Annotated in this window: 17 protein-coding genes and 1 pseudogene; 7 read left to right on the top strand and 11 right to left on the bottom strand. The window is 51.9% G+C overall.

Annotation, left to right across the window (positions count from 1 at the left end; genetic code table 11):
* Nucleotides 1-363: 363 nt before the first annotated feature.
* From ACJ8QF_RS20940 to ACJ8QF_RS20890, 11 genes and pseudogenes are all read right to left on the bottom strand, one after another.
* Nucleotides 364-1,475 (bottom strand): IS3 family transposase gene (locus ACJ8QF_RS20940; protein ID WP_176326444.1). Its coding sequence is split into 2 segments (ribosomal slippage): nt 364-1,214 and nt 1,214-1,475, totalling 1,113 coding nucleotides; the frame shifts between segments, so codons are not numbered across the junction.
* A gap of 91 nt (nt 1,476-1,566) precedes the next feature.
* Nucleotides 1,567-2,641: pseudogene (locus ACJ8QF_RS20935) on the bottom strand (DDE-type integrase/transposase/recombinase).
* Between the two features lie 1,065 nt (nt 2,642-3,706).
* Nucleotides 3,707-4,654, bottom strand: coding sequence for a reverse transcriptase domain-containing protein (locus ACJ8QF_RS20930; protein ID WP_255201735.1), 948 nt, complete (start codon nt 4,652-4,654; stop codon nt 3,707-3,709).
* Nucleotides 4,655-4,661: 7 nt separating this feature from the next.
* Complete coding sequence (locus ACJ8QF_RS20925; protein WP_176326446.1) at nt 4,662-5,195, bottom strand: fimbrial protein; 534 nt, start codon at nt 5,193-5,195, stop codon at nt 4,662-4,664.
* Entirely contained in the window at nt 5,192-5,677 is a 486-nt protein-coding gene (locus tag ACJ8QF_RS20920; RefSeq protein ID WP_176326447.1) for a fimbrial protein, read from the bottom strand. Before ACJ8QF_RS20920 ends, ACJ8QF_RS20925 begins: the two co-directional genes overlap by 4 nt.
* The gene (locus ACJ8QF_RS20915) at nt 5,674-6,189 is read right to left on the bottom strand and encodes a fimbrial protein (protein ID WP_255201736.1); all 516 of its coding nucleotides are present in this window, start codon (nt 6,187-6,189) and stop codon (nt 5,674-5,676) included. The genes ACJ8QF_RS20920 and ACJ8QF_RS20915 overlap by 4 nt, the downstream gene beginning before the upstream one ends.
* A gap of 10 nt (nt 6,190-6,199) precedes the next feature.
* Nucleotides 6,200-6,850 (bottom strand): fimbrial protein, encoded by a 651-nt coding sequence (locus ACJ8QF_RS20910; RefSeq protein WP_411292231.1) that lies wholly within the window; start codon nt 6,848-6,850, stop codon nt 6,200-6,202.
* A 27-nt stretch (nt 6,851-6,877) separates the two neighbouring features.
* The gene (locus ACJ8QF_RS20905; RefSeq protein WP_276529439.1) at nt 6,878-7,621 is read right to left on the bottom strand and encodes a fimbria/pilus periplasmic chaperone; all 744 of its coding nucleotides are present in this window, start codon (nt 7,619-7,621) and stop codon (nt 6,878-6,880) included.
* Nucleotides 7,622-7,727: 106 nt separating this feature from the next.
* Entirely contained in the window at nt 7,728-10,259 is a 2,532-nt protein-coding gene (locus ACJ8QF_RS20900; RefSeq protein ID WP_217904332.1) for an outer membrane usher protein, read from the bottom strand.
* Nucleotides 10,260-10,396: 137 nt separating this feature from the next.
* Nucleotides 10,397-10,930, bottom strand: a complete 534-nt coding sequence (locus ACJ8QF_RS20895; protein WP_147827628.1) for a fimbrial protein — start codon at nt 10,928-10,930, stop codon at nt 10,397-10,399.
* An 85-nt stretch (nt 10,931-11,015) separates the two neighbouring features.
* Nucleotides 11,016-11,543, bottom strand: coding sequence for a fimbrial protein (locus ACJ8QF_RS20890; RefSeq protein ID WP_164096045.1), 528 nt, complete (start codon nt 11,541-11,543; stop codon nt 11,016-11,018).
* Between the two features lie 438 nt (nt 11,544-11,981).
* On the opposite strand from ACJ8QF_RS20890, the gene ACJ8QF_RS20885 reads away from it, so the two are divergent.
* The 7 genes from ACJ8QF_RS20885 to ACJ8QF_RS20855 all read left to right on the top strand — a co-directional run.
* On the top strand, nt 11,982-12,779 hold the full coding sequence (locus tag ACJ8QF_RS20885) for a winged helix-turn-helix domain-containing protein (protein ID WP_147827629.1): 798 nt from the start codon (nt 11,982-11,984) through the stop codon (nt 12,777-12,779).
* Between the two features lie 6 nt (nt 12,780-12,785).
* Nucleotides 12,786-13,271 carry a hypothetical protein gene (locus ACJ8QF_RS20880; protein ID WP_147827630.1) on the top strand — a complete coding sequence of 162 codons (486 nt, stop codon included), beginning with the start codon at nt 12,786-12,788 and terminating at the stop codon, nt 13,269-13,271.
* A gap of 330 nt (nt 13,272-13,601) precedes the next feature.
* Nucleotides 13,602-14,237: a helix-turn-helix transcriptional regulator gene (locus ACJ8QF_RS20875; protein WP_176326449.1), complete on the top strand. Its 636-nt coding sequence runs from the start codon at nt 13,602-13,604 to the stop codon at nt 14,235-14,237.
* A gap of 2 nt (nt 14,238-14,239) precedes the next feature.
* A complete protein-coding gene (locus ACJ8QF_RS20870) occupies nt 14,240-14,632 on the top strand; it encodes a hypothetical protein (protein ID WP_147827632.1) in 393 nt (130 codons plus the stop codon).
* Nucleotides 14,629-16,011 (top strand): FKBP-type peptidyl-prolyl cis-trans isomerase N-terminal domain-containing protein, encoded by a 1,383-nt coding sequence (locus tag ACJ8QF_RS20865; protein WP_255201737.1) that lies wholly within the window; start codon nt 14,629-14,631, stop codon nt 16,009-16,011. The genes ACJ8QF_RS20870 and ACJ8QF_RS20865 overlap by 4 nt, the downstream gene beginning before the upstream one ends.
* 450 nt (nt 16,012-16,461) lie before the next feature.
* Complete coding sequence (locus ACJ8QF_RS20860; RefSeq protein ID WP_176326450.1) at nt 16,462-16,746, top strand: DUF3892 domain-containing protein; 285 nt, start codon at nt 16,462-16,464, stop codon at nt 16,744-16,746.
* 133 nt (nt 16,747-16,879) lie between these two features.
* Nucleotides 16,880-17,919: SMODS domain-containing nucleotidyltransferase (locus ACJ8QF_RS20855; RefSeq protein WP_442537836.1), on the top strand; the 1,040-nt coding region annotated here is incomplete at its 3' end.

Here is a 17,919-nt window from a genome sequence, read left to right as displayed (position 1 = left end):
TATAAAAGGCATTTATAAAAGTTAATTTCTGTATTATACAAATCCTTATACCACCATATTTTAAATGGTCAATTTTCAATCGAATCAAACAAACAGGTACTGATCAAAAAAGATTAATGACAAAACAGGTCACAGGGATCACACCTTTCAATTTTTAACAAAAAAATCAATACATTCACCGGTGATTACTTATCAAAAACTCGGCTAAAACCAGTCACTTCAGTGCGTACACTACCACTTCGAACTCCTACAAGAGTGTTACTCTAAATTAAGGATATTCGTGTTCGGCGCTTTACCTAATGGGTTTAACGTAAGTGTCGCATTTGAACCAACAGTCAGGAGTGAACTGTAAGCATCCCGGCTTTAGTTCCATGCACTTTTTGAGATATCCGGTGTTTCAGCCATCAGCCGGTACTCTGCCGGCGTCAGGTTGTTCAGGGATTCATGAGGCCGCTCGTTGTTATATTCCTTCAGCCAGCGCTCTGTAATTTCCCGCGCTTCATTCAGTGTTCTGAACAGATAAAAATCCAGGATTTCTGTTCGGTATGTCCGGTTGAACCGTTCGATAAAAGCATTTTGTGTAGGCTTACCCGGCTTGATAAATTCGAGCTGCACACCATGTTCTTCGGCCCATTGGGCCAGCGCCAGTGAGACCAGTTCGGGCCCGTTGTCCATCCGCATCTTCAGTGGGTAACCACGGTTTGCCACGATCCTGTCCAGCACCCGGACGACTCGCTGAGCAGGGATATTCAGGTCGATTTCTATCGCCAGTGCTTCACGGTTAAAATCATCTACCACGTTGAAGGTCCGGAAGCGCCTGCCGCAGACCAGCGCATCGTGCATAAAATCAATGGACCAGCTCTGGTTCAGCGATCCCGTTGTGGCCAGCGAGGCCGGATTACGCACTGGCAGACGTTGCTTTCCTTTGCGACGAAAATTCAGTTTCAGCAGGCAATAAATCCGGTGAACACGTTTATGGTTCCAGGTGTTGCCCTGTCTGCGCAGTAGTTGGAACAGCTTTTTAAAACCGTATCGTGGATAGCGTTCTGCCAGTTCAGTCAAAGCCCGGATCACCGGTTCATCACGCCGGGTATCGGGCTGATAAAAATACACCGTCCTGCTCAGCGATAATGTCCTGCATGCCTGGCGGATACTCATGGCAAACTGTGCCGCCAGATAACTGACGAGCTCCCGCTTTATCGCTCGCTTTAAAGCTTTTTTTCGATAACGTCTTTCAGGGCCAGACATTCAAGGCTGAGATCAGCAAACATCTGTTTGAGCTGCCGGTTTTCGTCCTCCAGATCCTTCATCTTTTTGATATCAGAAGCTTCCATCCCGCCATACTTTGCTTTCCAGTTGTAATAGGAAGCTTCGGATATTCCCGCTTCGCGGCAAACATCCTTAACGGTACGTCCGGCTTCGACAGACTTCAGAACGGTAATGATCTGGTGCTCGGTGAATCGGGCTTTACGCATGACGATCTCCTCAGGGGACATAATCAGTATGTCGGAAGATCTCTAAAAGTGAATGGTCCGTTTTACCGGGATGCTTACATAATAAGTAGAATCAGGCCATTCGCTGAAGATGCTTCATCGGTGTGTAACCATTCAACGCCATATTGGGTCGTTCGTGATTATAAAAAACCTTGCCACCCGGTGGCTTAGTTTTGTAATTCATCCTGTGATGTAAACAGATGCGGCCCCAGCCAGTCATAACACACAGTCCGTTTGTAACGATCAAAATAAGCATTTCTCCGCGGATTACCCGGCTGAACGAAATCAGTCCTGACTCCTACATAATTATCCATAATATCAAGGTATTACTGGTATATTCTGGACCGGTATCACAGCGGATTGCTTTGGGTTTTCCTTTCCATTCAATGAGTTGTTCCAGTACTCTGACAACCCGAATGGCGGGCTAGAAAAATCGACCTCAATGGTCAGCGCGTCACGGGATAGCCGGAAATGACATTCAGCAGACGGACAGAAAGTCCAGCCGCTCACCGCTCGCGTAGGAAGTCCATCGACCAGTATTCATTGCTGCATTCAGGTACGGCAAGCGGTTAAGGCTTATCCCTTTTCAGCAGTTTTTTGGGGTTTATTCGCATGTTCAGCGATAACTCGCAGTAAATCCGGTACACTGTTTTGTGGTTGAACTTAAAGCTTTTCACGTTACGAGGATACAAAAAACACAGACCAAACCCCCAGTTGTGCTGCCTGTCAGTGATACGAATCATCAAATCGGCAATAACGACATGTTCTTCATTCAACTCAGGTTGGTAGCGATAGCAGCTTTTTCTGTCAGAACCAACAGGCAGGCAAAATGTATGTTGATGCGTCGGCTTCGGACCTCGGTCCAAGTACCAGCTGCTTTCACTGGGAGGGCTGCACCACGTTTTTGCCATGGCCCCCATAATAATACCCGATTTAAGCCGCTCTTCGGCATACATCAGTTTGAGACAACGGTTTTCGTGTTCCAGCTCCTCCAGGGCGGGCGATCATGGAGGCATCCATCCCGCCAAACGGTGAACGCCTCCCATAGAACTGGCATTGTTCATTCCATGCTCGCGGCACAGTTCAGCCATAGGCATTCCGATTCGTCTTGCTTCTGGATGACCGAGTTCTATCTGTCTGTAAAACATGACTTTTTCATAAACATTCGCCGGTCCAGTCCACGAGACATTCTTCCTATGCACATACCGGTTTTTCGGGGGGGACTGTCATCACTTCATTTCACCAGATCTACCGTTACCCACATTCCCAATTCAGAACCCACTAAGCTGTCTAGCTAATCCCACGTGGCAGTCACCACTACCGATCCGTTATACGTCCCTGCAAATCTAACATCTGTGTCCACTACACTTATTACGTCCACAGATCCATGGGGAGCCGCGGTAACCGTCGCGGAATAAACTCCATCTCGATTTAAATAAATACCGGATTCGATTTGTTTATTCTCGGTTCGAAGTACCGCGGGGTTGCGGGGTACATCCAGGACCACGGACGCAGTACCATCACATTCCACCCCAAGAGAAACCTTATTCCGACGATAGACCGTACCAACAGAGGCAGTCTGGTGGACGATTTCACCACGCCCTACGATCGAGCATAAAACGGGTTTGGGCACGGCCCGCAATGTACAATGATCAGGCCATCCAGGGAGGGTGAACCCATGCTTTCTAAAATGAAACCTCCGCATCTCAGGCCATGTAGTTATACCGACGACAGCAGCATATAAACAAAGAGATTCGTTAACGTCAACATAACTACCAGGAGTCCCTGCTTGCGAGTGCGGCACCCTCATACCCGCCTTCATACGTTCGAACACGAGCTCGGCAGTTTCCCGTGGGTCCCCCACACCCTTCCCGGCAATCTGCACCCCCATGCAATAACTTTTCCCGGATAAATCCGATTCGCCGAAGTCCTTACGATATACTGTAGACCGTCTACCAGCCCCTGGCTTATCCCATACCTGGCCAAACACCCCGCAGCTCCCCGGTAAACCGTTAACAGACCCTACTACTGTCGGCCCCCCAGGGTATACGGTCACGTATGGAAGAGGAGGGACCTGGTAACCACCTTCCACCACACCTTCACATGTAGCGTCGAACGCCGCGATGGCCGACATCACCACCACGACCCTGATGTCTAGTATTTTTCTCACAGTAGTCCCTGCCTTTGCCAGCTATCGTTTTGAGAGCAATCATTCATCGTCGGAGCATTCCATCTGCCCATATGTTCCAGCGTTTTTCATACGCCTGCACCCGTGCGTCGGATTCTGCCACTGACAGTCCCCGCCCCCGGGCCTGCTCGTAAAGCCGCAGGCGTTGAGTACGGTAATTTTCTAACGCGCGCGGCGCGATGGTGGTGCCCTCAGGGGTAAACCACACGCCCAGCCAGTCAAAACCATGTTCAATTCTCCCCAGTCGAGTTTTGTCGGGGTGGGTTTCAAATCCACCCAAATTAAAAAATCCGTGCAGGCGTTTCACGCAGCGCTTCAGGTGCCAGCGTGTACGGGTAAACAGCAAAAAATCATCCATATAGCGCGAATAAAAGGTTCCTTCCTGCGCGGAAAAATAACTGTCGACATGATGCAATAGACTGGCGCCGATCAGCGGGCTAAGCGCACAACCGCGACAAATGCCGTACCGCGGGGTAAAAATCTCGCCCCCGTCCTCGACGCTGTAATACAAATACTGCTCAATCAGATCGATAAGCACCGGATCATCAATATGCTGCTGCACCAGGCTCAGTACTTGCGCCTTGCGGATATGCCGGTAATAACCGCGGATATCCGTTCGATAAACAAAGGCGTAATCACCGCAGGTGAGTTCACGCCATACATTCTCGACCGACAGTTTACCCCCACCACGCCCTTTGAGGTGAACGCAGCGTTCATGGGTGGGCAGGTCATTTTCCACCCGCAAGCAGACCCATTTCAGCACCAGCGCATCTTGCGCGCTCCATTGCACCCAACTGCGATCGCGATAGCGGTAAAGCTGCATCGGCAGCAAACGGTAATCGCCGTTGCGCACTCGCCGATAAATGGCGGCTCTACGCTCGGCCCAGTGGAAACGCAAATGCCAAATATCCGCATTGGGCGGCGCATGTCGCCGTCGACTCTTCACCCAGCGATAGGCCTCGAGCCAGTCCATATCCGCCTTATTCATATTCCAAGCGGAAGGTGGCAATCGCGCTGAACGGGCCGTGCTCTATGGTGCGGCGAGCGATAGCCTCCGGCTCACCCTGCACATAGGCCAGCACCGTCAGGGTATTATTGCCAGCAACCAGCCGGTATCCCTCACCGGCCTTGTTCAGCGGGAGAGGTTGGCCGCCCTGCGTTTCCATACCGATCGCGATGCCAGACGCCTGGCTGCCCCCCTCAATCGCCAGCAACCCCTTAAGACTCTGGTTTTCCGTTCCGCTGAAGGTCACCTTGACCGTTTTCCCCAGGCTCAAATCGCACTCCCCCAAGCGAATATCGAACGCCTGCCCGTGGGTACGTTCATTGGCGTACAAGTATTTGTCGATCACCGTGCCAAAATCGAGCCTCACATTTTCGTCCCCTGGCGCGATCACACAGGGCTCTGCCACCAATGCGCCATGCAAACGTACATTGTCGGCCAGTGCGGCACAGCTCAGCGCCAATAGCCCGGCAATCAGCGCCGTATTGAGAAACCGCGGATACCCGTTCATTGGTAAACCGCCTTTAGGGTAGCCGTAGCCTCAAATGGCCCTTCTTTTAGCGTCGCGCCCTGGCGTTTTACCGGCACAGCCTCCAAGTGGGGCAGGTTCGTCAGTTGGATGGGTATCGGCTTATTAAGCTCAAACGGGACACCGTTCTGTTTAATCTGAATGGCCAGATCCTTGACACCAGTCACCACCGCCGCCCGATCGTAATCCGCCGAGACGCCAACGATTTCCAGCGTTATTGCCCAAGCCTGCGCGTTGGGATCACAATTGACCTGGTAGTTCATTGGCTGCAAATAATTCACCCCATCGACCTTTTTTATCCCCACGCGATTGCCGAAATCGACGTCCACCAGTCCGCCGTTATTAATCGTGCAGGCAGGGGGTTCGACCAGGGTGCCGAAAAACGTCATGTTCTCCGCCGCCATTCCCGCTCTGCTCAGTGTGCAGCAGGCGAACAACAAGGCAACACCTGAATAAAGTTTCATCGATATTCCACCATCATCGTCGCACCGGCGGAAAAAACTCCGCCGCTGAGTTTGGCGCCAACCCGTTTTACCGGCACAGCCTCAAGCACGGGTAATGCGGGATAATTGAAGTTCAACCATCTATTAATTGGCAGCCGCTTGCCGCTATTAACGTTGAGCAGCTCGATGCCTAAATCTGTTCTATTGGTCTTTAATACCTCGGAATCAAACGTGGCGCCGTTACCTTCAATACGCATCCGTGCAGCGCCGGCCGCGCCTCCCTGGCACTGCACCGCATAGACGATCGGCATTTTTTTATATTCGCCGTCAACGCGGGTGGTCATCACGTCATTACCGAAATTCACTTCAATCAAGTTGTTGTTGTTGATGTCGCACGGCGGCTCCACTACCGTAATCTTGACGGTTACCGTCGCCGTAGCGGTTTTTGCCAGCACCGGTGCGGTTGCCCACCAGCTCGCAAGCGCCAAGCATGCCATAACCAGCGGCAATCGATATACGCGTTCAGCAGCCATCTCTTTCGCCCTAATCATAGTTAAGCCTGAAGTCGATATGGGCCAAATAAGCACCTGCCCGCAACGGAGCCCGCGTCCGTTCCGGCATCAGGCTATAGGTCAGGCTATCTTGCCCCGCCGCCAGCACCAGCGGCGCCCCACGGCTCCCCAGACGAATGTCCCGTCCCTGTGCATCAAGCATCCGTAACCCGATGCCGGAAGCCCCACGCACCCCGATCAATTGCGGATTATCCGTATCCGCCGGTGCAACGAAGCTAACGGAAACCGCAGGTTGATTCAGGTTCCACAGCAGGTTGCCGCTGCGCTGATCGCGACTGTTTGCCGGGCTGCGTAAACAATCCCGCAAACGCAACTGCACCGCCACCGGCGTACCCTGCGCTCCTACCTGCGCCAACCGGGCGGTACCAGTTTCCCCCAGCCACACATCCTGATAAGCCGAGGCCATTTCCAGGCGACAGGCGCTTTCGGTCAAGGCACCACGCACATGCAACACCCCATTGGCACCGTCAACGTTCCCGTTATCTGCCGCGCTGGCCGCGGGCATCAGCGCCAGCATGCTGCCGATCACCACCGGCACCATCATCACCGCAGCCACTCGGGCCAACAGGTATTGCCGTTCAGGGCAAGACAGGAAGCCGCTCCTCTGTTTTCTCTGTTGCATGTTCAGTTCCCTCTTTACGCCCGCTTATCAGCTTGGCTTGACTGGTTTAGCCTTGCACTCGGCCCCGCTACAGCTGAACTGCAACTGTGGGCGGCCGCCGTAATCATTGACGTAGGTCAGTACCGGCGCATTGCCCAGCGCAGACGCCCCCAGATTCAACGTCTCTTTGCTTTTTGGCGCCACCATCAGCGGTTCAAAGCCCTTAGCCCCCACCGCCCCTGGTTTGCTGCTGGCATCCACAATGGTGACGTAATACGGCGTTGGGTTGTTCACCTGAAATTTGTCGCCAAATTTGGTTAGCGTCAGCTGTTCCTGCCAGGGTGCCGCGCTTTCGGCACTGATTAGCGCTTTTGGCCGATAAAACAGTTTGATCCGCGTTTGCAGTGCCAGTTGCAGTGTGTTGGGTTTTTCGCTCTTTGGCGGGATCTCGCGCAGGTTGAAGTAGAACAGCGTCTCACGATCTTGCGCCAACAGGTTGGCAGCCGGTAAAGCCTGTACCTTCATCTGGCTTTTTGCCCCCGGCTCCAGGCGCTGCAATGGTGGCAGTACCGTCAACGGAGTGGTTATTTTATTGCCCTGGGCGTCTTCCACCCAACCTTGCGCCAGGTAAGGCAGTTGTTTGTTCTCGTTGCTAACGCTCAGGCTGGTCGATTTCTCGCTGCCGTTGAACACCACGCGGGTGCGATCCAGCGCTATCGCCGCCTGAGCCTGCTGCAGGCCCAACACACCGGCTAGCAGACCGCTCATCAGCGGAAAAAAGGATTGTTTCATTAGGTTCATCGTTAATTACTCACTTCTTTAAATTCAATAAAATGGCCAGTGGTAGAAAAGCAGCCCCGGCCTGTCTCTGTGGCTAAATAGGTTTTCGTTTCCGTCGTTATTCCGCCGCCGCCTCCGGCAACAGGCGGCACGGCAACAACAGCTTGGCCACATCGCCTGGCGGTATTTGCGCCGGTAATGTCAGCGCGCACTGCGCCCGCCCATCCCATCGCACGGTCATTTCCTCGTTCGGGTTAATGCCGCTCAGGTACACATTGCCGTCGTCGTTAACGATGCCCACATCCTGCTTTTTGTGGTTTTGCACCGTGGCACCAAACGGCGGCGTGGAGCCGTCCGCTAGGCGGATCACCGCCATCGCTTTCTCACCGGCGATCACTTCAAATCGGCGGTAACCAATCGCCCCTTCGGTCAGGGTGGCCTGCACCACTGATCGTGTCGCTTCGGCATTCTCTGGCAACTTGTTTACATCGATGCTGACCCGATTGCGGTAATAACTACCGACATCCGTCACCACCGCCTTGCCGAAGCGGTTGGTACGCGTCACCACGCCATAACCGCCGATCGGAATATCCGCAACGCCGCCGGTGTCCAGCATCATGCGGGTACCGCCAATCATCCCCGATCTGTGCAGCGCCGCGCCTTTCAGGGTGGCGGTGGCGCCCCCTTCCAGCGACAGGCCAGCGGATGAATAGCGCCCTTCCTGATAGCTGGCGTTGGCGTTAACCTGCGCTATATCGCCCTGATGGGTGTAATAACCGCTCGCCGTTGCGCCGTTGCGGGTGATGCCGCTGCTCAACTGATAGCTGTCGCCGTTGTCCAGCCGATCGTAATACCCCACCTGGTGGGTGTTGTCGTTGCGGTCGAAACTGCCGCTGTAACTGAGCGACCCACTGCCGCCCCACGGCATCGACAGCGAGAGATACATGCCGTCATCGTTGACGCCGTTATACTTATTGCGGTACCCCGTCAGCGACAGACTCAGGTTCCTGAACTGGCCAACATCAAAATTGCGCGACAGCGTCAGGGTGTAACGATCGTTCGCCGTACTGTTCCAGTAAGTCTGATGGTTGTAGTTCAGGTAGGCACTTAACCCAAGATCGCGGAAGTGCTGGCTGAAGCTGATGGTGTACATCTCTTTACTGTTCTGGTTACGCGTGCCGTAGGTACGCGCATCCAGATATTCGCTCATCGACATATAGTTCCGTTCCGAGAAGCGGTAACCGGCGAAGGTGACCTGGCTGTCGTACTCGTCGAAGTTTTTCGAGTAGCTCAGCCGGTAGGAGCCGCCGGTCAGGGTGCCGTCCTCCAGTTGTGGCAAGCGTGCCCGCGACTGAGTCACGTCGAACGACAGTGCGCCGAACATCATCAGATCCCGCCCGATACCGACCGCCAGTGCGTTGTAATCACCGCCCGCTACACCGCCACCGTACAGCGACCAGCCGTTGCTGACTCCCCAGGAAAATTCACCGGTCGCAAACAGCGGGCCGTTGGTACTGTGCTTCCAGTCCGAAGGGCGGCCGCTGGCCACTTTGTAGCGCACCGTCCCCGGTCGGGTCAGATACGGGATGCTGGCGGTATCGATACGGAATTCCTGCACGCTGCCGTCCTGTTCTTCCACCCGCACATCCAACTGCCCCGAAACCGCATCGTTGATGTCCTGAATACGGAACGGACCGGATGCGACCTGGGTTTCATACAGCACCCGCCCCTGCTGGCTGATCACCACCTTGGCGTTGGTGCGCGCCACCCCGGTGACCTCCGGCGCATAGCCGCGCAGGTTCGGCGGCAACATGCTGTCGTCGCTGATCAGGCTGGCACCGGTAAAGCGGAAGCTATCGAAGATGTCGGAATACAGGTAGTTCTCACCAACCGACAGCTTTGCCCCCAAATGCGGTATTGCGCGATAGGCGTAATAACGGCTCCAGTCCCAATTTTGGCGTGTGCCCTCACCGCTGCCGGTTTGATGATCCAGCCGTGTCTGCCAGTCCGCCCGTAACCGCCATGCCCCGAGGTTTGCGCCCAGCGTACCGTTGCCGCTGAGGTTATACCCCTGCTGCCCGCGTTGCTGTTGCCGCTGGGTCTGCGCGTTGAGGTAATAATCCAACAGCAAGCCCGGCACGCCCTCATCCCAACGCGACGGCGGATCCCAGTTATCGGCGGCATATTCCAGGTAGGCCTGCGGCACGCTCAGGGTCAGGCTGGCGGTACCTAAATCGCCGCGCACCGCGGTGCCCGGCAGGCTCTCCAACGATAAGCACTCGCCCTGATGCCACCAGGTCAGCTTTTCTTTCATGTCTGGTTTTAAGCCAAATTGTTCCACCATTGCCGTGCTGATACATGCAGCGCTATCGTTCGCGTCCTGTTCCGCCGGGTAAAAAATAACACTTTGCTCAGGCAACTCCTGCTTATTAACACGCACTAGCATCATGTAATCGCCCGGCATGATATAACCGCCACGCGAGAACTGGCCCAGGTCAATATTATCGCGATCTTTAACATCCAGAACGTCAGTATTGAACTGCACCTCTTCCGCACTGGCGTAATACCCAAACAAACCCAATGCGCAGGCAATATAAATACCCACAGCACGCGGGCGGAAGGGCAATAAAGTCCAGCTCGGCATCATCATGCTTATCAATCCCTTTTATTCTTATTTTTACGCCAAGGCTATCAATGCAAACCCTCTTTATTTCCACGAAAAGGAAATAAGTAAAAGGCACACCCTGTGAATTAAAATTTAATGTTTAACGCATCGCTAGAATCTATTCAGTAATAATCCATTTTAAATTTAATACTCGAAGTGTATTCCCCACTGCGTAATAACTGTTGATTACTGACCAGTCGCAGCGAATAATTTAATTCTCTGTTCCCTTCGGTAATGTCCAGCAACGGCGTTGGGTTGCCTGGCGAAACGATATTGCCTTCGCTGTCGGCAAGTTGTAGCGCAACCCCGCGCGCTTGCCCATCGACACCGAATAATCCATTATCCTCCCGACCATCAAATGTCACCTGAAATCGTTGCCACTTCGGTAAATTTTCATCTATGCGATCCAAAACACAATTAACCAGGCGAATACTGAAGGGTCGGGTAGCACCTTTCCCATCACGCATTATTTGGCTCAACGGCACCGTGGACATATCAATAGTCTGATCTCGGCTGTCGGTATCAATGGCGCAGGCCGTTTCTATTACGGCACCTTGCATGTTAACCCGCCCCCAACCTGCCGCAGCCAGGCTGCTCTCCATAGGTAACAGCATTAACAGGCAAAACGCCGAATAACGCATTTTTAGCCTTTTCATCTCATTATTCTCCTGCACGCCACCCTGACAAGAATGCATGCGGGCCTCTGCCCGCATGCATGATTAATCCAGTCAATAAATCAAATTATTTGTAGTTCAGGATGAAGTTAGCCACGCTCTGGAATTTACCCGGAACGATAGATTTATCATCGCCGCCGTCGCCTTTCAGATAAGCGCTGAAGGCCAGAGTTGCTTCTGTGGCACCCGCGCTGATCAGTTGGCCCGTGGTAGGTTTGCCCAGTTCAATGACATTATTGCTACCATCGGTAATCGCAATGCTGGCGCCTTTGGCATCGCCCGTCATACCCAGCAGGCCATTTTTGCCAGCCGCACCGTCAAAGGTGGTGGTCACGGTTTTAGCGGTGTCCAGGCTGCATTTTTCCAGATGGATTTCAAACGGTTTCGGGTCAGAGTTACCACCATTAAGCAGGGAAACGTTAGACACTGAGCCCAGATCTACAGTCTGATCAATAGACTTAGGGTCAATTGAGCAAGGTGCATCAATAATGGAGCCGGTGAAGGTCACTTTACCGTGTCCTTGATCAGCAGCCTGTGCGCCAGAAATAGTGCCGAATGCCAATACTGCTGCCATCATAATTTTATTCAATTTCATTTCTACTTTATCCTTAATTAAGGTCATTTCCCATTTGTGTGAAGTCGCCATGTATTCAGATTCACACAACCGGCCCATGGAATAGGAAACTTACGCCTCCGTTCTCAAGGCCGTGTTATCACTACCGGCAACTGGAAATCATGATATCGACAAAAAAACACAATAGCTAAATAATCTAATTAATTGCAATTAATTAGATTAAAACTCCAAAATCACAAAAAATTAAAATAAAATTAAGAATATAAAACCAATGATTTGAATTAATTAAAAAATAACACTCCTTTAAATTCAATGTCATTTCAGGTGGTGAATAATTTTTCTAAAGGGTGTTGACTACAAGTGTTAACCTCCCTTAGATTCCCCCTCACTACCCAAGCAAGACTATTCTTATCATTGACTAATTTTATGCTTACGCACCAGAATTAAACAGGTATCCAAATGAAATATATAATAAATCTCACCCTGATTTTCGATCCGGACAGTCAATTGTTGATGCTTAAGAACGATAACTTACTAACGGTAGGGTTATCTAATCCGGCTACACGGTTATTAAGCGAGCTGATAAGGAATAATAAAATTGAATTAACGCGTGAAGCGCTGATCAAGCACGTCTGGGAGGATTATGGGTTTTCTCCGTCCAGCGCCACATTGAGCAACCATATCAGTGAGCTGAGAAAAGCCTTTGAAGCACTTGGGCTAAGCAAAGACATACTGATCACCGTGCCGCGGATAGGCTTTAAAATGGATGCGGAAATCCACCCGGAGACCAAGCCGCCAAAGGAATCGCTATCGGCTGAACAGATGGATCTTCTGCCGCCGATAAGTCAGCAGGCGACAGAGGTAAACATCGTCGCGGGCGATGTGGCCGTAAGTTCGAAAAAACCATCACGCAAAATGAAAATGGCGGCATTGTCTCTCCTTCTTGCCCTGGGCGTCACCGCGGCGGCGACGACGTGGTTAACCCTGAGCAAAAATGAACAACCCGCACTCATCGGGACTCAGGATAAATGTCGGATCTTTACTCTGGGTGAAGGGAAACCTGAGCCCGATCAAGCAGGTCGAGTGAAAAAGATGCTGGCTGATGAAGAGGTCGATTGCACGCAGACCGATCGGGACATTTACTATATGGAAGCGCGCCCTGCCAACAACTTGCTTAAGGTGTCTTTTATGGCCGCTTGCGCCAAAAACAGCGATATGAGCTATACAAACTGTAACAACTTCAAACAGGTTGAGTAGGTTTACATGAAAAAGATTGTGATCGTTTTATCGAGCGTCATCATCGTTGTCTTGAGTGGCGCTTTTGTTTATCGCCACCACGAGAGCTGGAAACCTTTTCGCTGTAACACGCATTTGAGTTCGCACATCGTTTCAAAAGAGGGTAAAACGCTTGAACTTAATCTGGATATCAGCGTCGTCACCGCCCATAAAGGCAGCAGTGAATTGCTCGCGGTGGGCTCCCTCAAAGATCCTGATAATAGTTATGTTATTTCCAGGCGTCTTTTCATGGTCATTAAGCAATCTGATTTTAAAGGCTACTCGAAAACCATGATCACCCGGGAAGAGCACCACCCCATAGATAGCCTACCAGACCACCTCTGGCAACAGTATGTATTGCCAGAAGCACCCGGCATCGCTTTCTATATGGAAACCAAGAGATTAAATGATGAAGCCTATTTTATTAAAGGACTAACCAACCCCCATTTTGTTTGCGTGAAAACACCAGATTAACTTCATAAACAGGCTTAATCACCTGTCATTAATTGATTAAGCCACTTTAGAGCCTCACGCCCCCTGCAGCCCAACTATCTAATACCCCCCCCACACAACCAAATTCACAGAGAAAAAATCTAATAAAAACTAGATTATAAAAAACTATCACCAATCATGACCATTAAACATCGTTAACTTGAACAGAACACTTCTCGTTGGTTAGTCTATGGCTGATTCTGATTAGTCGATAAGTACATACCAAACTAAGTACATACATAACAATGATAATCGGAATCTAAAAATAAATTAATGACCAGGGCAAAAAACGAAAACCAGAGCGCAGAGCACATGACCGGTACGAAAAATGGCACCATAAAGACAACATTGGCCATCCGCATAATCGACGATGATAGCTTTTACACCATAGGGCTCATTAAGGCACTATCCAACCATTTAAAACATAGAAACATTCGTTTTTACACTGGTACCTGTGCGGGAATAGCTGCTGATATTGTCTTTCAGGCCATTCGCTGCGGTACATTAATCTCACCTGGCAATCGACCAGGGGGCCACAGTGCAACACTTTATTTTGCCATCGCGGAAAGAAAAGATGCTCACCTGCAGCATCTCTATCGTGGCCTGGCCAAGTCCAATATCTTATACCGGCATCAATCGGTGAACAGCGTGTTGCAGCTTATTGGGAACACCCTACTTGCCCCGCAACCTTCGCCCGAAAGAACGCGACAAGGCAGCAAAGTTTGCCACCACGAATCACTCACACCGCGTGAGCAAGAAGTTCTGTATCAACTCCAGCAGGGAAAAACACATGCCGGCGTTGCCAGCCTCTTGGGCATTAAGGAGAAGACCATAAGCTCGCACAAACGCGCAGCGATGAAAAAATTGAATTTTAAGCGAACTAACGAACTGTTCCATTGGATGCTACAAGGCGGTTTAACCAGCCATCAACAACGAAAAGGAAATTGAACATGAGCCATTCGTCTCTACCCATCACGGCAGTATTGATGGGCGTACTGTTGGTAAGCGGTTGCCAGTCCACCAAAACGCCTCAGATAAAAACCGCCTCGGCCAGCACGTTGCAGGATGAAAAGGTCAAGCGTGAAACCCAGGATTTAAAGCAGTGCCAACAGAATTTAAACGCACTGGGGACGCTGAAAACGGCGGATTACCCGACTAAAAAACAGGTGTTCGACAACCTGATGTCCGGCGCTTCGCAATATGCCGGTGTGCGCCCCCAGGTCAACGAGCGCACGCAAGAGACCGTTGATGCCCTCTATCGTTATCAGGTGAGCTATCAATGCGCCGAGATTAATCAGGCATTGCTTACCGAACTGGCGAAACGCGGCGGTGCGATAAAATGATCGTCTGGAAACGGCTGACCTACCGTTTTTTGGCCTGCCTGGCTGGGGGGATGCTGCTGCCCGCGGCTTCATCGGCGCCAAGCAAGGGTAATGCCGATATTCCGGCCTTGCTGCAGTTTGCCGAGCAATACAGCGACAAAGGCTACCCGGCAGAAAAAGCCCCTGCCGCGCGGGATCGCCCTCGCACCGAAAAACACCCAACCCCAAGCCCCGAGAAAGGTAAGCCCGACAACAAACCGCCAGTACAGCGCGAATCCTGGCGAATGAAGGATAAGGCTATCGAGCAACAGCGCACGGAAATAGCCCAGCTAAAATTACAGATAACCCGTCTGCGACAAAACGCCGTAACGGCAACGCCGGATTGGGCCGCGCTATCCCAACTGGCGCAAAGCTTGCGCCAGGCGTTGGGGGTGACACCGACAGAGCGTCAGGCAAAAGCCAACCTGGTACAGATACAGCAGCGGTGGGATCAGGATCGGGCGGTATTGCAGCAACAGTTGTCCAAAGCAAAAGCAGAAAACCAGGCCTTATCAGCGGCAGCCAACCAGCAAAAAAATTGGCTGCTGGAAGCAGAAAAGCGCGACGTGGTGCTGCGGGAACAGCAAGCTGAATGGCGGTCACAGCGTCAACTGATGCAAACCGAACTGGATGAAACCGTTAAGAAACTGGCAGATACGCGAGCCGACATGGCTTCTTTGCAAGCGCGAAGCCCCCTTCTGGTGACGGCCGATGCGCTCAAAGGCGCACAACCGCGTGAGGATTACGCCGCAGGCGTTTCACTGGGAGAGGAAATTCTGCAAATGCAGGAAGAACGGCAGCGTTGGGGAGTGAGATCGGAGAAGGGAATGCTCTTGGCTGGCATTGCAGATGCCTTTGCGGGCAAGCGGATGTTGTCGGATGATGAACTCAATAACATCCTGGCCACCGCCGAGGAAAAGGTGGTATCCGCAAGAGAAAAAATCAGCGCAACCCAACGGCAAAAAGGCGCGGCCTATCTAGGGGAGTTCAAGAAAGATAAGCGCGTTCACCGGGCATCGTCCGGGTTCTGGTACCGTATCGACTATGCGGGCGATGCGAAGATCCCCGCTACCGCCTCGGTGGATATGGTGGTAAAAGAAACGCTGGTCGACGGCACCGTGGTGCAAGATATGGAAGCAACTGGCGCCACGCTGTCGCAGCCGGTGGCGGATTTCCCACCGTTGTTTAAAGAGGCCATTTCGCTGCTGCAAAACCACGGTACGATGACCCTGGTGGTTCCTCCTGAACAGGCTTACGGGGAGAAAGGCTACCCACCGAAAGTTCCCCCCAACGCCACCATGATCTACACCTTGCGCATAGCGGAGGTATACCCACCCGCTCAAGCTAAAACACGGCCCTAGCCCTGATATCTCTCGTGAATTTAATAGGGCTATCAGGCTGATGCGCAACCTATCAATGACAGATAAAACCTAGTATTGCGATTAAATTAAATTAAATTAAATTAAATTACAAAAATAAACGCCTTCAGAATCGAGCTGCCATCAATACATTGTTAAAATAAATATTAATTATAAAAATTATTTCCTCAAATTATAAAAATTACATAATAACAAATCAAAAAAACCATCCTATTGATGTTGACTTTAATGAGGACAAAAAACATGATTAACGCCACAGACAATTAGAAGCTTCAGCACCCGTAATAGGCTAGCTATTGAATGCACCACCATTAGCCGGCTATACATTTATGGCAGTGATTTCAACCCAGGTTACGTAGAGGGCTATCCGGCCCATTATTTTTATTTTCCCTTACGCCTATGCGTAAATATGCCCCTAACCGAGGAGTTGTTATGTCGGACCATCAAGTCACCTGTATCAGAAAATCCGATCGCCAAAACGCGCATGAGCGCATTCAGGCTATCGGCGGCGTCAATGCTGATGGCACCCGTTGGTCTCTGTCCCAAGCAGACGCCATTGCCGGTATCGAGGCGGGCACCTGGCGCTTTTGGGTCACCGCGAATGGCCATTCCGTCTGGGTGATTGTCTCAATCAGCGCGGCGGGGAATAAATACCTCAAAACGCAAAATGACGGCGAACACCCCAATAACCTGCTCAGCCTGCCGGAATGCCCCTGACGTCACCCGAGTGTCATGACTGATACGGTGTGTGGGCCTGCTTGCGGCCCATCGCTTCCCCCCTTTTTATTATTGGCCGCTGTGGCGTTCTCACGCCCGCAGTACAGCGGCCCCCATAGCATAAGGAAATACTATGTACGGTTCCGCTACCGCCAGAAGCCTGCCGGCAGGAAAAAAGCAGCGTATCGCCGATTTATTATCGCAAATTATTGAAACGCTGGATCTCACCAAAACCCAATACGCCAACATCAAAAGCGCCTATAACGGGGTCGGCACCTTCCTGTCTGAAGGCGACGATCCGCTATTGCAAGATGCCGTTATTTACCCGCAGGGCAGCGTGCGGCTCAACACCACCGTTAAGCCCAAAAATGAAGAGCAATACGATATTGACCTGATTTGTTATCTGCCCCATGCCACCCAGGCGGATTATACCGGCGTAATATCGGCCATTCGCCGGCGACTGGAGTCGCATAACACTTATAAAGATCTATTAAGCGATTTACCCCGTGGATTCCGTATCAACTATGCCGGAGATTATCATCTGGATATCACGCCGGGCCGCGATCACACCGGCGCACAACATCCGGGCCAGCCGCTGTGGGTCGTAGATGCGCAAACCGCCTGGAAGGAGTCCAACCCCAGCGGCTACGCCGAGTGGTTCGATAGCAGCGCCAGCGTGCAGCCCCTCCGCACCATTCTGGTCATGGATTCCGCCAGCCGCGTGGGCACCGAGGCGCTGCTCCCGCTGCCGGACAGCACCGACAAAAAATTGCTTAATCGCATCGTACAAATTCTCAAACGCCACCGTGACGAATGGGCCGTCGAGCAGGATGACCTCCAGCAGCGCTGCCGCCCAATTTCGGTCATCATCACCACGCTGGCTTGCCATGCCTACAACCACATCATTGCGGCCAGGCGCGCCTACGACAACGACCTGGATATTCTGTTAGACGTACTGGAACTGATGCCGGATTTCATCGTGTCGACGCAGGGAGAGTTCCAGGTCAGCAACCCGCACATGCCGGAGGAAAACTTCGCCGAGAAGTGGAACCGCTCAGAGCAGGATGAGGGCCCTCAGCGCAGTGAAACCTTTTACCAGTGGCATGCCGCGGCCCAGGCGACGTTTAACACCATCGCCGCCAGCGTGGGGGAAGATAACCTGTTCCTGAGCCT

The organism is Serratia sp. CY81684 (assembly GCF_052166595.1).
Taxonomy (GTDB): domain Bacteria; phylum Pseudomonadota; class Gammaproteobacteria; order Enterobacterales; family Enterobacteriaceae; genus Serratia; species Serratia nematodiphila.
The sequence above is the reverse complement of the archived record's forward strand: the minus strand, read 5'-3'. Positions and strand labels throughout refer to the sequence as shown.